This is a genomic window from Cytobacillus sp. QJM3NY_8 (assembly GCF_056173585.1).
This window is the reverse complement of the sequence record NZ_CM149681.1, coordinates 3994253-4008947: the sequence shown is the minus strand read 5'-3', so window position 1 is coordinate 4008947 and position 14695 is coordinate 3994253. Positions and strand designations below refer to the sequence as shown.

12 protein-coding genes and 1 riboswitch are annotated in these 14695 nt (G+C 42.3%); of the genes, 9 read left to right on the top strand and 3 right to left on the bottom strand.

The window, feature by feature from the left end:
• Positions 1–9 precede the first annotated feature (9 nt).
• Complete coding sequence (locus tag AC0VZ9_RS20640) at positions 10–507, top strand: shikimate kinase (protein WP_009332927.1); 498 nt, start codon at positions 10–12, stop codon at positions 505–507.
• Positions 508–584: 77 nt separating this feature from the next.
• Positions 585–770 (top strand): YqzE family protein, encoded by a 186-nt coding sequence (locus AC0VZ9_RS20635; protein WP_009332926.1) that lies wholly within the window; start codon positions 585–587, stop codon positions 768–770.
• A 46-nt stretch (positions 771–816) separates the two neighbouring features.
• Here AC0VZ9_RS20635 and AC0VZ9_RS20630 read toward each other — a convergent pair whose 3' ends face one another.
• Together AC0VZ9_RS20630 and AC0VZ9_RS20625 are read right to left on the bottom strand one after the other, a co-directional pair.
• Positions 817–1611 carry a YqhG family protein gene (locus tag AC0VZ9_RS20630; protein ID WP_009332925.1) on the bottom strand — a complete coding sequence of 265 codons (795 nt, stop codon included), beginning with the start codon at positions 1609–1611 and terminating at the stop codon, positions 817–819.
• Positions 1589–3277 carry a DEAD/DEAH box helicase gene (locus AC0VZ9_RS20625; RefSeq protein ID WP_071156988.1) on the bottom strand — a complete coding sequence of 563 codons (1689 nt, stop codon included), beginning with the start codon at positions 3275–3277 and terminating at the stop codon, positions 1589–1591. Before AC0VZ9_RS20625 ends, AC0VZ9_RS20630 begins: the two co-directional genes overlap by 23 nt.
• A 180-nt stretch (positions 3278–3457) precedes the next feature.
• A riboswitch (glycine riboswitch) is annotated at positions 3458–3545 on the top strand.
• Between the two features lie 500 nt (positions 3546–4045).
• On the opposite strand from AC0VZ9_RS20625, the gene gcvT reads away from it, so the two are divergent.
• Genes gcvT through gcvPB form a run of 3 tightly spaced genes read left to right on the top strand, consistent with a single transcriptional unit; the run spans position 4046 to position 7965 of the window.
• Complete coding sequence (gene gcvT, locus AC0VZ9_RS20620; RefSeq protein WP_019380181.1) at positions 4046–5149, top strand: glycine cleavage system aminomethyltransferase GcvT; 1104 nt, start codon at positions 4046–4048, stop codon at positions 5147–5149.
• Between the two features lie 16 nt (positions 5150–5165).
• Positions 5166–6512, top strand: a complete 1347-nt coding sequence (gcvPA, locus tag AC0VZ9_RS20615; protein WP_475397521.1) for an aminomethyl-transferring glycine dehydrogenase subunit GcvPA — start codon at positions 5166–5168, stop codon at positions 6510–6512.
• On the top strand, positions 6505–7965 hold the full coding sequence (gene gcvPB, locus AC0VZ9_RS20610; protein ID WP_009332921.1) for an aminomethyl-transferring glycine dehydrogenase subunit GcvPB: 1461 nt from the start codon (positions 6505–6507) through the stop codon (positions 7963–7965). The genes gcvPA and gcvPB overlap by 8 nt, the downstream gene beginning before the upstream one ends.
• 253 nt (positions 7966–8218) lie before the next feature.
• On the opposite strand, the gene AC0VZ9_RS20605 is transcribed toward gcvPB, so the two are convergent.
• On the bottom strand, positions 8219–8602 hold the full coding sequence (locus AC0VZ9_RS20605) for a rhodanese-like domain-containing protein (RefSeq protein WP_009332920.1): 384 nt from the start codon (positions 8600–8602) through the stop codon (positions 8219–8221).
• 182 nt (positions 8603–8784) lie between these two features.
• Between AC0VZ9_RS20605 and AC0VZ9_RS20600 the strand changes: the two genes are divergently transcribed.
• The 4 genes from AC0VZ9_RS20600 (at position 8785) to AC0VZ9_RS20585 (ending at position 14690) form a co-directional block, all read left to right on the top strand.
• Positions 8785–9621: a lipoate--protein ligase family protein gene (locus AC0VZ9_RS20600; RefSeq protein ID WP_475396678.1), complete on the top strand. Its 837-nt coding sequence runs from the start codon at positions 8785–8787 to the stop codon at positions 9619–9621.
• A 344-nt stretch (positions 9622–9965) separates the two neighbouring features.
• Entirely contained in the window at positions 9966–12527 is a 2562-nt protein-coding gene (locus AC0VZ9_RS20595) for a vitamin B12-dependent ribonucleotide reductase (RefSeq protein ID WP_009332918.1), read from the top strand.
• Between the two features lie 147 nt (positions 12528–12674).
• Positions 12675–13700: a spore photoproduct lyase gene (splB, locus tag AC0VZ9_RS20590; protein ID WP_475396677.1), complete on the top strand. Its 1026-nt coding sequence runs from the start codon at positions 12675–12677 to the stop codon at positions 13698–13700.
• Between the two features lie 105 nt (positions 13701–13805).
• Positions 13806–14690, top strand: a complete 885-nt coding sequence (locus tag AC0VZ9_RS20585; protein ID WP_009332916.1) for a patatin-like phospholipase family protein — start codon at positions 13806–13808, stop codon at positions 14688–14690.
• The last annotated feature ends 5 nt before the right edge of the window (positions 14691–14695 follow it).

Genomic DNA, 14695 nt, shown 5'->3' with positions numbered 1-14695 from the left:
GGGATAAAGATGAAGCCAATTTACTTAATCGGATTCATGGGTGCCGGCAAAACAACAATTGGAAAAGAGCTTGCATCCTGCTTAAACCAAGAAGTAATCGATACAGATGAAGAAATAGTTATGCGGGAGAAGAAAAATATTAATGATATTTTTGAAGAGCATGGAGAGGAATACTTCAGAAATCTTGAAACGCTTATATTAAATGAGTTTGACAATAGAGCGGGAATTGTTACTACTGGCGGGGGAATTGTAGTTAAGCCTGAAAACAGAAAAAAGCTGAATGAAAAAGGAATCGTTTTCTTCCTTTATGCTTCGCCGGAAGAAATATTTAAACGGATTGAAAATGATCATTCCAGACCCCTGCTGAAAGGCGATAAAAAAAAGCTGATTCAGGAACTTTATGAAAAAAGGATGCCGCTTTATAAAGAAACCGCCCATGTAGTCATTGATACCACCAATAAAGATAAAGCAGAAATAATTCAGGAAATAATAGATTGTTTAGGGTAAAAACTCGTTGGACATACTTGTAAATATAAATAGCAGGGTGTAATTGCAATATGTGCAGAAAAAGGCAGGTATGACAAATGAAATCCAACGATTATGTAAAGTATCTTACCCAGACAGTAGTAAAATATATAGATCAGCCCAAAGATGAGCGAAAACGGCATAGAATAGAGAAAAAGGACATGAAAGAGCCATTTTTATTCAGGTGGTTTGGCATGTTTTCATATGTTTTCTATTTGGGCATGAGAAGAAAAAAACATAAGTAGATTTCACGCAAAAAACCGGCAATTTCTGCCGGTTTTTTGTGTGCTTTCATACTGCGCTGTCTGTCAGATAGAAGAGGCCTCCATTTATTATAGAGATATTAATCTTTGGCTCATATTGCTCTTGAAGGGCTGCTTTCTCGTTTTCATAGCTTTCGCCCTTTTCTTCTGCATCTTCATAAAAATGTTCAAGAAGGCTGAGATCCTTTTGCCAGCGCTTGCGGGCTTCATCAGCCCATAAATGTTCTTCCTGTTCAATTACGGACTTTATGAAATTAGCTACCCTGAATACACCGCTTCCCGGCATAATGAGCGGTGACAGAGTGAAAGAGTAGTCGGGAATCTTTGGTGTAAGGCTCATGCCAAGCAATCTGTCATGAAAGCTTTCAACCATTTGCCCATTTATTAATTGGAGGCCGATGGATTTAAAGACATCTCTTTTTCGGTCGCATTGATAAGATACACGGACGTTCATTCCCAGCCATGGCCTTAATGGAACCTGCATGCCTGGTGCCTCCCGGTGGTTTTCATATAATCGTATATAGCCTGCCAGGTTCCGGGCAGAATGAAAGATCTGGTGAAGTCTTGGGGAGCCAAAATGAATGACTTCCCCCTTAATATGTGCAGGGGCGAGCTGCTGGTTTGTAATAAGTGTAAGCTGCATTGGGTTAGGAACTCCGCCTGTTTTTTCGAGATAATGCCAGTAAAAGGGGCGATTCATTAATTCCTTATCCAGATCAATCGTCAGCTGTACGGTCATATACCCCGGGCCTTTATCAATTATTTCGCATCCATTTGCGTGAAAATACCTTTCAAGGAATTTATGAATTTCCTGTTGCTGCATTCAGTCCACCTTCTTTCATATCCTCAGCAAATTGAATCATGCTCGTAAGGTTCTCCATTTTGATTCTCATTTCACCTTCAGAAGCAGATCTTCCGAAAATGTCAACAAGGTGATCGTCAATACTTCCAAATTCAAGTTTTGTTAAAATATCATCCAAATCACCTATGACTTTTTCAAAAAGATGTATTTTCTCATATAAAAGCTTCATTACATGTTCTTCGACTGTATCTTTAGTGGCAAAATTATAAATCATGACATCCTTTTCCTGGCCGAGACGATGGATACGTCCTATCCTTTGTTCGAGACGCATTGGATTCCAGGGGAGATCAAAATTAATGATATGATTGCAGAATTGCAGGTTTATCCCTTCTCCTCCTGCTTCTGTTGCAATCAGGACTTGAGCATTCTTTTGGAAAAGCTCCCTCATCCAGTCCTTTTTGCCTCTTTTAAATCCTCCCCTGAACGGCACAGATGTAATCCCATATTGTTTTAAAAACCACTGAAGATACATTTGTGTTGCTCTGTATTCAGTAAAGATTATGACCTTGTCATTTATGTTTTGTATTAATTCCAGAGCTTTTTGAGCTTTGGAATTTTGCTGGACAGCTTCCACTTTTTTAATAAGGTATTGAATTTGTTCCTGAAAAGCTATTGAGGGCTGTTCCTGTCTTTTTAGCATATTCTGAAGGGTGAAATAGACAGCTTCCCTGCTGCTGCACGCCTCTCTTTGCAGGGTCATCACAGAAAATTGGCTCGAACTGACCCAGTCACCTTCACCCCGCAGCTCTGTTACAGCTTCATAAAGCTCGCGCTCAGCCTGCGAGAATTCAATCGGTATTGTTTCCACATGTCTTTTGGTCCATTCAATTCCTGTATCTGCCCTGCGGTTGCGGATCATTACTTTGTTTACGAGTTCTTTTAGATGTGCATCATCGTTTAAAGAACGCGAGTCCTTTTTATAATTCTCATAAAAGGCTGATTCATTGCCCAGATGGCCTGGTTTGAGCAAAGACACAAGGTTGAATATCTCACTTATGCGATTCTGAATAGGTGTCGCTGTTAAAAGGAGGCAAAACTTCTTTTTCAGGTTTTGCACAAACTCATAGTTTTTGGTTTTATTATTTTTAAGCTTATGAGCTTCATCTATAATGATCAGATCATAATCAAGGCTGTAGATAATATCCCGATGGGGATTTCGTTTGGCTGTATCAATGGATGATACCACTACATCGCATTGTTCCCATACATAGCTTTTCCGCTGTGCCACAGCCGGAATAAAAAATTTGCTGTTGAGCTCCATGGCCCATTGTGAAACGAGGGAAGCAGGAACGAGTATAAGGACTTTTTTTACGAGTCCCCTGATCATATATTCCTTTAATATCAAACCAGCTTCAATCGTTTTGCCGAGACCGACCTCATCAGCAAGGATCGCTTTGCCGTTCATGCTTTCAACAACCTGCTTGGCTACTTCCAGCTGATGGGGAAGGGGAGTAAGATTCGGCAGATGCTTTGGAGCCTGCAGGCCTTCAAAATCAGGAATAGTCGTGTGGTTTTCAACCTCAACAGCCAATTTATAAAGCTCCCAATTTCCCCATGGGCCGTCGTCATCAATTCTTTTTAAGAATTCATCCTGCCAGGCAGAATCAAAGCCAATTTGCACTGTCATAAAAACAGCTCCTTTTATCTATATAAAGATATTGCCCAAACCTCGTTAAGGTGGTACGATGTTAATAGCTTTGAAAGTTTTGAAAGTTAACACATTACATTTAGTTAACCGAAATAATGGATTTTTTATTTTTTCTGTTTGGTATAAGTATGACCAACTTGGAAAATTTTATAAATGCGAATGACAACAAGGGGAGAGACTACTTTGTAGCGCCGAAGGAGCAAGCAAAATCTGTGAATCTCTCAGGCAAAAGAACTCTTGTTTGACGCAGCTCTGGAGAGTGCTTTTTAATAAGCCACCCAAGGGGAAAGCCGATTTCGGTAAACTTTCAGGTGCAAGGACAGAGATCTTCTCATATTTGAGGGGATACTCTGTCCTTTTTTATGTTCAACAAGAAATTTTTGAACTTCGAGAACTGTCTAGCTCCATCGCCTACTCCTTCGAGGTCACAAGCTTGTCTTGTTTCGGCTTCTAGGGACTCGGGGGCATAAGCCGTTTCCTTTCAGAAGGAAAAACGCCTTCTTACAGGAACCGTCTTATGCCTGAGGCCCCCAGGATGAGGGTCATGCAGACGTTGCCACAGGACGTGGCGCTCTCAGTCTGCGTTCCTTGAAAGGACAATCGCCTCCACATTTCGAGCAATCCTCCCAAAAAGGCAAAGAACGCCTTTCCGTGAGGCTTGTCTTGTGCTTGTCGGGGGTGGGCAAGGCGCTTCCGCTTTTCTTATGTTCCTGCAACAACTTCAAAAGATTTAAGGGGGACGAGTAAATGTCACAGTTAAAACGCACGCCTTTATTTGAGGTGTACAAAGATTACGGAGCAAAAACCATTGATTTCGGGGGCTGGGATCTTCCTGTTCAATTTTCAAGCATTAAAGAAGAACATGAAGCAGTCCGTACAAAAGCCGGGCTTTTTGATGTATCCCATATGGGTGAAATCGAAGTGAAGGGGACGGATAGCCTTAAATACCTTCAAAAAATGATGACGAACGATATTTCCAAATTAAAGAACTCAGGTGCTCAATATACAGCCATGTGTTATGAGAATGGCGGAACTGTTGATGATTTACTTGTCTATAAAATAGAGGATGATCATTATTTGCTGGTTGTAAATGCTTCCAATATTGAAAAGGACTTCAACTGGCTTCAGGACCATGCTGAAGGGAATGTGGAATTGAAAAACCTTTCTGAAGATATGGCACAGCTTGCGATTCAGGGACCGCTTGCAGAAAAAGTGCTCCAAAAGCTTGCTGGCACGAACCTGTCGGATATCGGATTTTTCAAATTCCAGCAGGATGTAGATCTGAATGGAAAGAAAGCGCTAGTCTCCAGAACAGGTTATACAGGAGAAGACGGATTTGAAGTTTATTGTGATGCCCAGGATGCAGTCGCATTATGGATTGAAATCCTTGAAGCAGGCAAAGAAGAAGGCGTGCTGCCATGCGGGCTTGGCGCAAGGGATACTCTTCGTTTTGAAGCCAACCTGGCACTCTATGGGCAGGAGCTCTCGCCTGAAATCACACCTCTTGAGGCAGGAATCGGCTTTGCTGTAAAAGTCAATAAAGAAGCTGATTTTATCGGCAAAGAAGTGCTTAAGAATCAAAAAGAAAATGGGGTTCCCCGCAAGCTGGCTGGAATTGAAATGATTGACCGCGGCATTCCGCGCCATGGCTATCCTGTATATAAAGGGGAAGAACTGATCGGGGAAGTGACAACAGGAACTCAATCTCCGACATTAAAAAAGAATATTGGCCTTGTTCTTATCAAGAAAGAGCATGCGGAGCCGGGAACTGATTTGGAAGTGGAAATCCGCGGCAAACGACTGAAGGCTAAGATTGCAGCAACACCTTTTTATAAAAGAGAAAAGAACTAACCGGGGGGAGAAAATGATGAAACATCGCTATTTACCGATGACAGAGTCTGACCAGAAAGCAATGCTTGAAAAAATCGGCGTCAGTTCTGTGGAAGAACTATTCAGTGATATTCCCGAAAGTGTAAGATTTAAGGGTGAATATAAAATCAAGCCGGCAAAATCTGAGACAGCCTTACTGAAAGAGCTTACTAAAATGGCTCAGAAAAATGCTGATCTTCGTACAAATACATCTTTCCTTGGTGCGGGTGTTTATGATCATTACATGCCAATCATTGTTGATCATGTGTTATCCCGTTCAGAGTTTTATACTGCCTATACTCCTTACCAGCCAGAAATCTCCCAGGGAGAGCTCCAGGCAATTTTTGAATTCCAGACCATGATCTGTGAGTTAACAGGAATGGATGTTGCCAACTCATCTATGTATGATGGCGGAACAGCACTTGCTGAAGCAGCCATGCTAAGCGCAGGCAGCACACGCCGCAAGAAAATTCTTATCTCAAGCGCCGTTCACCCTGAATCTAAAGAAGTAGTAAAGACATATGCAAAGGGCCAATATATTGAAGTGATTGAAATTCCTCATAAGGACGGCATCACAGATCTTGAAGCTCTAAATGGAATGATTGGCGATGATATCGCAGCTGTCATTGTACAGTATCCTAACTTTTTTGGCAGAGTCGAGCCTTTACAAGAGCTTGAGGAGATTATCCATGCCCATAAATCCATGTTTGTTGTTTCAAGCAACCCGCTTGCTCTTGGCGCACTGACACCTCCTGGTAAATTAGGAGCAGACATTGTAGCAGGAGATGCCCAGGTTTTCGGAATTCCTACAGCTTTCGGAGGCCCGCATTGCGGATATTTTGCCGTTACAACCAAGCTAATGAGAAAAGTGCCGGGCCGTCTTGTCGGACAAACGGTAGACGATCAGGGGCGCCGCGGCTTCGTGCTTACTCTTCAGGCGCGTGAACAGCATATCCGACGCGATAAGGCAACCTCAAATATTTGTTCCAATCAGGCTCTAAACGCACTTGCGGCATCTGTAGCGATGACTGCTCTTGGCAAGAAGGGCGTAAAGGAAATGGCTGCTGCCAATATGCAAAAAGCCCATTATGCGAAACAGCAATTTAAGGCTGCCGGTTTTGAAGTTCCATTCGAAGGCCCTTCATTTAATGAATTTGTCATCAAATTGAATAAGCCTGTTAAAGAAGTAAATCAAAAGCTTCTTGATAAGGGCATTATTGGCGGCTACGATTTGGGCAGAGATTATGCTGACCTGAAAAATCATATGCTTGTTGCTGTAACAGAATTGAGAACGAAGAATGAAATTGATGCATTCGTTAAAGAAATGGGGGATTACCATGCATAAGGAAGATCAGCCACTCATCTTTGAATTAAGCACAGAAGGCCGTATCGGCTACAGCCTGCCTGAAATGGATATTCCAGAAATTGACCTGGGCGAACTTCTTCCCGAAGGCTACCTGCGAGAGGAAGAGCCTGAGCTGCCGGAAGTGTCTGAACTTGATATCATGCGTCATTATACTGCACTTTCAAAACGCAATCATGGCGTTGATTCAGGGTTTTATCCACTGGGCTCCTGCACAATGAAATACAACCCTAAAATCAATGAGAATGTAGCGCGCTTCAATGGTTTTGCCCACTTGCACCCGCTGCAGGATGAAAGCTCTGTTCAAGGTGCTCTGGAACTGATGTATGATCTGCAGGAGCATCTGATTGAAATTACGGGAATGGATGAGGTTACACTTCAGCCAGCTGCAGGAGCACATGGAGAATGGACTGGATTAATGATGATCCGTTCTTATCATGAAGCGAATGGCGATACAAAGCGCACTAAAGTAGTCGTTCCTGACTCTGCCCACGGAACAAATCCTGCATCCGCGACAGTCGCAGGCTTTGAAACAGTAACTGTTAAATCTGATGAAAATGGGCTGGTGGATTTAGAGGATTTAAGAAGAGTGGTTGGCGAGGATACTGCTGCCCTTATGCTGACTAACCCGAATACTTTAGGTTTGTTTGAAGAAAACATTCTTGAAATGGCTGAGATTGTTCACGGCGCCGGCGGGAAGCTATATTATGATGGAGCTAACCTGAATGCTGTACTTTCAAAAGCACGCCCTGGAGATATGGGATTTGACGTGGTTCACCTTAATCTTCATAAAACCTTTACAGGACCGCATGGCGGCGGCGGACCGGGATCAGGGCCAGTCGGGGTAAAAGCGGATCTGATTCCTTTCCTTCCAAAGCCTGTTCTGGTAAAGAACGGTGACCAATATGAATTTGATTATGACCGCCCGCAATCAATCGGCCGTGTAAAGCCATATTACGGAAACTTTGGAATCAATGTCCGGGCTTATACTTATATCCGTACTATGGGGCCAGATGGACTGAAGGCTGTTACGGAAAATGCGGTATTAAACGCAAACTATATGATGAGAAGGCTTGCGCCATTCTTTGACCTGCCATTTGACAGACATTGCAAGCATGAATTCGTTTTAAGCGGCAAGCGCCAAAAGAAACTTGGCGTGCGTACATTGGATATTGCCAAGCGTCTTCTTGACTTTGGTTACCATCCGCCAACCATCTACTTCCCGCTTAACGTGGAAGAGTGTATTATGATTGAGCCGACAGAAACAGAATCAAAAGAAACGCTGGACGCTTTTGTCGACGCCATGATTCAAATAGCTAAAGAAGCTGAGGAAAACCCTGAGATTGTTCAGGAAGCACCTCACACAACAGTAATTGGCCGTCTTGATGAAACAATGGCTGCAAGAAAGCCGGTTCTTCGCTATCAAAAGCAATAAAACGAAAAAGGGTGTCCCTAAGAGGGCACTCTTTTTTTGCGGCTTATAGACTACTTGTGAACTCTGGGAAGGAATAGGGAAATTTGGGAATTTGCAGCGATTCCGGGGAAAAGAATCGAAAACCTGGGCATGAAACAAGCTAAATGAGAAAAGAACAGCGGTTTTGGCGAATAGATTATATGATTGAACTTAGAAGAGGGGTTTCCAATCAATAGACCCCGTTAAAATAACGGGGTCTTTTTAAATATTGCTATTATTTTTTCGCTTTCACTTTTCCTGTCCATTTTTTAAATCCGCCCTGCAGGTGTGAAAGGTCTTTGTAGCCTTTACGATGCAAAAACTGGGCAGCTCTCGCACTTCTCATGCCGCTTTGGCAATATAAGTAGACTGGCTTGTCCGGACGCAATTCCTTCATGCGCATTTTCATTTGTGAAAGCGGTATATTGCGGGCACCTAAAATATGGCCGTTTTCAAATTCATTTGGTTCACGTACATCGATTAATTGGGCTTTTCTGTAGCCTTCTCTGAACTGGTCTTCCGTAAGCGTTTTAACAATTCGGCGCTGATAAAACCAGGTTATCACGGAATAGGTAATGATTGCACCCAAAATGATAAGAATGAAATAAAGTGTTTCCAATATGTCTTTCTCCTTTCACACATAGGTAAGCCAACTAATATTATATAAGCCTTTCCTAATAGGAGTAAAGGAAATCTGTTAAATTTGTTATGGAAATTCAACTTGCTTTAAATTTCACTGGAATTTTGGTAGACTATTAACCGCAAATGACTAGTTAAAGAATCTGAAAATGAGGGCTACATATGACTAAAGAGGTTTGGCGTTTTATCGATTCAAAAGAGGGGTCACCTTCTTTTAATATGGCTTTGGATGAGGCGTTGCTTGACTGGAACAGTGAGGGCAAAATGCCTCCTGTAATCCGTTTTTACGGCTGGAATCCGGCGACTCTTTCAATCGGCTATTTCCAAAAGGTTGAAAAAGAAATAGATATGGAAGCTGTGAAGCAGCATGGATTGGGATTTGTCCGAAGGCCTACAGGCGGAAGAGGCGTACTTCATGAACATGAACTCACATACAGTGTGATCGTACCTGAAGCCCACCCCGAAATGCCGAATACAGTAACTGAAGCATACAGAGTTATTTCGGAAGGGATTTTAAAAGGTTTTCACGGACTTGGGATGGAAGCTTATTTTGCAGTGCCGAAGACAGCTGAAGAAAGGGACTCTCTGAAAAATCCAAGATCTGCTGTTTGTTTTGATGCCCCCAGCTGGTATGAACTTGTTGTAGAAGGCCGTAAAGTGGCTGGGAGTGCACAAACAAGGCAAAAAGGGGTAATCCTTCAGCATGGTTCCATTTTGCTTGATTTGGATGAAGACAAGCTGTTCAGCTTGTTCAAGTATCCGAATGACAGAGTCAAAGAGAGAATGCAAAAAGCTTTTAAGAATAAAGCTGTTGCTATAAATGAGCTGACAACTGAAAAAATTACCCTGGATCAAGCAAAAGCAACTTTCAAAAAAGGATTTGAAGAAGGCTTGAATATTGAACTTGAACCTTACAAGCTTACAGATGAAGAAATGGCATATGTACAAAAAATCGCAAAAGAGCGATATGAAAGTGATGACTGGAACTATAAGAGATAAAAGCGGCAAAGTCGCTTTTTCTCTTTTTTTAATGAATAATTTTCCAATTGTTGCCCTGTAAAAGTGCAAGCTTCAAAATATGTTAAAATTTATCGTTAATTGTCGGAAATCGGCTATTAACTCTGTTTTTCTTTAAATTTTGGTATATTTTAAGTTTGACAAAATCACTTTTAGTTGAACTAGACACAATATGTAGTGGTGTCGAAAATATTTAGGACACTATATATTGATTTTGGGGTTTGAGGTATGGTAACTTTAGGGTACTCTTTTAAAACAGATAGATTTACCCTATCTGCCAGAATGCTTACACAAATTGATAATTGAATTTAGAAGGAGTTGTAACAATGTCTGTTGCTCTAGGACAAAAAATGAAATTGAACATTGATCGTTTAAACAAGGATATCCGTCTTTTTCCTCAGGTTCACCCTGTAACCCCAGATATGAAAATGACCCACAAAGGTGTTTCCCGCTTAGTTATGCTAGATCGTTACACCTTCAAAGACACCGAGAAAGTGACACTCACAAACGGTGACTTCGTCGTCCTCACAATCAAGGAAGATCCAAAATTTCCGGCACGAGGCTTAGGATTCATCCAGGATATTGACTGGGAAAACAAGACAGCCAAGGTTTTAGTCGAGGAAGACTACAGAGGAGTACTGGATGATCCGGAAGAATCGAGAACAGGCATTATTACAAAGCCTCTTGATGTAATCGAGAAACCCCTTGAAATCTTCTATGAGCAAATCGCCAAGCGTAACGCAACAGGCCTGGCATCTGTTGAGAAAACCGAAGAAAAAAGAAAAGAATGGTTTGAAAAGTTCTATCAGGAATTGAAAAACTTGAATTTCATTCCGGCTGGCCGCGTATTGTATGGAGCGGGTGCCGACACAGATGTTACGTATTTCAATTGCTACGTAATGCCATTCGTACAGGACTCCCGTGAAGGAATTTCCGAGCACCGAAAGCAGGTAATGGAAATCATGAGCCGAGGCGGAGGAGTTGGGACAAACGGTTCAACCCTAAGGCCGCGCAACACACTGGCTAAAGGAGTAAACGGCAAGTCATCGGGTTCAGTATCCTGGCTTGATGATATTGCGAAGCTTACACACCTTGTGGAGCAGGGAGGTTCCCGCAGAGGTGCTCAGATGATTATGCTGGCAGATTGGCACCCGGACATCATCGAATTCATCATCTCGAAAATGCAAAACCCAAGAATTTTACGATTCCTTCTTGAAAATACAAATGATGATACAATAAAAAAATATGCTAAAGAAAAATTAAAATTCACTCCATTTACTGAACAGGAAATAGCCATGTACCAGGGTATTATCAATTACAAGAGCATTCCCGGCTATGGCGGTTTCAGCGATAAAATCATACAGGATGCTGAAGAAAAACTGGCGACTGGCGGTACTTACAGTGTTCATAATTCTGAATTCCTGACCGGGGCAAACATTTCAGTCTGCCTGACAAAAGAATTTATGGATGCAGTTGAAAATGATGCAGAATATGAGCTTCGCTTCCCGGATGTTGAATCATATGATGCTGATACCATGAAAACCTACAACGAAGAATGGCATAAAGTCGGTGACGTCAGAGAATGGGGAAAACTTGGCTATAAAGTCCGTGTTCACCGCAAAATCAAAGCGAAAGAACTTTGGAACCTGATTAATATCTGTGCAACATACTCGGCAGAGCCAGGTATTTTCTTTATTGATAATGCCAATGACATGACCAATGCACAGGCTTACGGACAAAAGGTTGTAGCAACAAATCCGTGTGGCGAACAGCCTCTTGCACCATATTCAGTCTGCAACCTTGCAGCAGTGAACCTTGCAGAAATGGCAGATAAGGAAAATAAGACCGTTAATTTTGAAAAGCTGAAGCGTACTGTTGAAGTGGGAGTACGTATGCAGGACAATGTAATAGATGCTACACCATACTTCCTTGAAGAAAACAAAAAGCAGGCATTAGGCGAGCGCCGTGTTGGCCTTGGCGTTATGGGGCTTCATGATCTGCTGATCTATTGTGAAACAGAATATGGTTCTGAGGAAGGCAATGTGCTGATTGACAAAGTCTTCGAAACCATTGCAGCCACAGCTTACAGAGCTTCTGTAGAGCTTGCGGAGGAAAAAGGGAGCTTCCCATTCTTAACAGGTGAAAATGCTGAAGAAACAAATCGCCTGCGCAAAGCTTTTACAGAAACAGGCTTCATGCAGAAAATGCCTGAGGATATCCGTGAATCCATTTTACAAAGCGGAATCCGTAATTCACATCTTCTGACTGTTGCACCTACTGGATCCACAGGTACCATGGTTGGAGTATCTACAGGTCTTGAACCATATTTCTCCTTCTCATACTTCAGGAGCGGCCGCTTAGGCAAGTTCATTGAAGTAAAGGCAGATATTGTTCAGGAATATTTAGACCGCAATCCGGATGCAGATCCTAATAATCTGCCTGAATGGTTTGTGGCAGCAATGGATCTGGCTCCTGAAGCCCACGCAGATGTTCAATGTGTTATACAGCGCTGGATCGACAGCTCGATCAGTAAAACAGTAAATGCACCGAAGGGCTACAGTGTTGAACAGGTTGAGCAAGTGTATGAACGCTTATACCGCGGCGGTGCAAAGGGCGGCACTGTCTATGTAGACGGCTCACGCGATTCTCAAGTATTGACGCTGAAAGCTGAAGAGAACAGCTTTGAAGATACAGATACAGTCAAAAAAGAAAAATCAAAGCAGCATGTAGTTCTGGTTGATACAATCAGCGACCTGCGTTCAACCGATGTAACAATCGGTTCGGAAGTCGGCAATACATGTCCAGTATGCCGTAAAGGAAAAGTCAAAGAAATCGGCGGCTGCAATACTTGCACAAACTGTAATGCCCAGCTGAAATGCGGTTTATAAAAGAATAATTTAAACGAACCAAGAAGATGGAAATAATTGTTCCATCTTCTTTTTTTGCTGTTGGATTAATTGGTTCATACTACAGACATAGGGTTCTGCTGACATTTTTCCTCTGGCAGGACAAATTGATAAAGTGAGGTATGCCTAATGAAGCCATTTATCCCTCAGCTAGTTTATATAGAACCTCAAGCTCTCGAATATCCCCTAGGAAGAGAGCTAAAGGGAAAATTTGAAAAAATGAACTTGGAAATTAGGGAAACAACATCACATAACCAGGTGAGAAATATTCCCGGTGATAACGAATTGCAAAAGTACCGCAATGCGAAATCCACTTTGGTGGTAGGCATCAGACGAACTCTGAAATTTGATACATCCAAGCCTTCGGCAGAATATGCCATTCCGCTTGCTACAGGCTGCATGGGCCACTGCCACTATTGCTATCTGCAAACCACACTTGGAAGCAAGCCATATATTCGCACGTATGTAAACCTTGAAGAAATCTTTGAGCAGGCCTCTAAATATATGGAGGAGAGAAAGCCGGAGCTTACACGATTTGAAGCTGCATGTACATCCGATATCGTAGGGATTGATCATTTGACCCATTCTCTGAAAAAAACAATTGAATTTATTGGCCAGACGGAGTATGGCCAGCTCCGCTTTGTCACTAAGTATCATCATGTCGACCATCTGCTTGATGCTAAACATAATGGGAAAACCCGATTTCGATTTAGTGTTAATTCGCGGTTTGTAATAAAAAACTTTGAACCGGGCACTTCCTCTTTCGACGATCGGCTTGAAGCTGCCCGCAAAGTAGCTAATGCCGGCTACCCGCTTGGCTTTATCGTAGCGCCTATTTACATGCATGATGATTGGCGTGAAGGCTATCATGAACTTTTTCAAAGGTTAAGCAAATCGCTCGAAGGCATCAATCTGGAAGGATTAACTTTCGAGTTAATCCAGCACAGATTTACAAAACCAGCCAAAAAGGTAATTGAAAAACGCTACCCGAAAACAAAGCTGGAAATGGATGAAGAAAAACGCAAATACAAGTGGGGAAGATATGGAATAGGCAAGTATGTTTATCCGACTGATGAAGCAAAGGATCTTGAAAATACGATTAGGGGGTATATTCACTCTTATTTTCCAGAAGCAGAAGTGCAATATTTCACCTAAACCTGAGTTTTTGCTTGTCAGCCGTACTATTTTAAAAAGCTCCTGATTAAAGATGTATAAGTAAGAGTTCCTCTATGGGCAAGTACATCGACAGGAGTGGCTTACATGTATATAGATGGGGTTTTTTCAGGAGGAGGCATCAAGGGATTTGCGTTAATCGGTGCTTATGAGGAAGTTCACAAAAGAGGCTTTCGATTTAAGCGGGTTGCAGGGACAAGTGCTGGTTCCATCGTTGCTGCTTTAATTGCTGCCAATTATACAAGTGATGAAATATATCAGCTCGTCGATCAGTTTGATGTAAAAAAGCTTCTTGATGAAAGAAAAACCTTTATTCCCTTCGCAGTAGGAAAATGGCTTAACCTTTATTGGCGGCTGGGATTATATAAAGGATCCGAGCTGGAAACCTGGATTGCTCAAAAGCTGGCTGACAGGGGGATTAGAACCTTTTCAGACCTTCCTCCGCAATCGCTGAGAGTCATAGCTTCTGACCTGACAAACGGAAGACTGGTAGTACTGCCCGATGATCTTATAAATTATGGGATTGACCCCGCTTCGTTTTCGGTAGCAAAGGCGATAAGGATGAGCTGCAGTCTCCCGTATTTTTTTGAGCCGGTTAAGCTGAACGCATACAGCAGCTCGAGTGTCATTGTGGATGGCGGGGTTCTAAGCAATTTTCCCATGTGGCTTTTTGATAAGGAAAACGTGAAAAAGACAAGGCCTGTCCTCGGGATAAAGTTAAGCCATAATTTAAGCGAACGGCCGCCGAATAAAATTGACAACGCCATCCAAATGTATGCTGCGCTTTTTGAAACGATGAAGGATGCACATGATGCCAGATACATCTCCAGAAAACATGCACAAAACATTATTTTCATTCCAACGGATGGCGTGCTGACTGCTGAATTTAATATAACCGAGCAAAAGAAAAAAGATCTTCTGGAGCACGGCAGGCAATGTGCGGAGCAATTTTTTTCATCATGGAGCTATTAAAGAGA

Coding starts and splice junctions, on each gene's coding strand:
- AC0VZ9_RS20630 (WP_009332925.1), bottom strand. CDS start 1,611: ATGCAGCAACAGGAAATTCATAAATTCCTTGAAAGGTATTTTCACGCA.
- AC0VZ9_RS20625 (WP_071156988.1), bottom strand. CDS start 3,277: ATGACAGTGCAAATTGGCTTTGATTCTGCCTGGCAGGATGAATTCTTA.
- AC0VZ9_RS20640 (WP_009332927.1), top strand. CDS start 10: ATGAAGCCAATTTACTTAATCGGATTCATGGGTGCCGGCAAAACAACA.
- splB (WP_475396677.1), top strand. CDS start 12,675: ATGAAGCCATTTATCCCTCAGCTAGTTTATATAGAACCTCAAGCTCTC.
- AC0VZ9_RS20635 (WP_009332926.1), top strand. CDS start 585: ATGAAATCCAACGATTATGTAAAGTATCTTACCCAGACAGTAGTAAAA.
- AC0VZ9_RS20585 (WP_009332916.1), top strand. CDS start 13,806: ATGTATATAGATGGGGTTTTTTCAGGAGGAGGCATCAAGGGATTTGCG.
- AC0VZ9_RS20595 (WP_009332918.1), top strand. CDS start 9,966: ATGTCTGTTGCTCTAGGACAAAAAATGAAATTGAACATTGATCGTTTA.
- AC0VZ9_RS20600 (WP_475396678.1), top strand. CDS start 8,785: ATGACTAAAGAGGTTTGGCGTTTTATCGATTCAAAAGAGGGGTCACCT.
- gcvT (WP_019380181.1), top strand. CDS start 4,046: ATGTCACAGTTAAAACGCACGCCTTTATTTGAGGTGTACAAAGATTAC.
- gcvPB (WP_009332921.1), top strand. CDS start 6,505: ATGCATAAGGAAGATCAGCCACTCATCTTTGAATTAAGCACAGAAGGC.
- gcvPA (WP_475397521.1), top strand. CDS start 5,166: ATGAAACATCGCTATTTACCGATGACAGAGTCTGACCAGAAAGCAATG.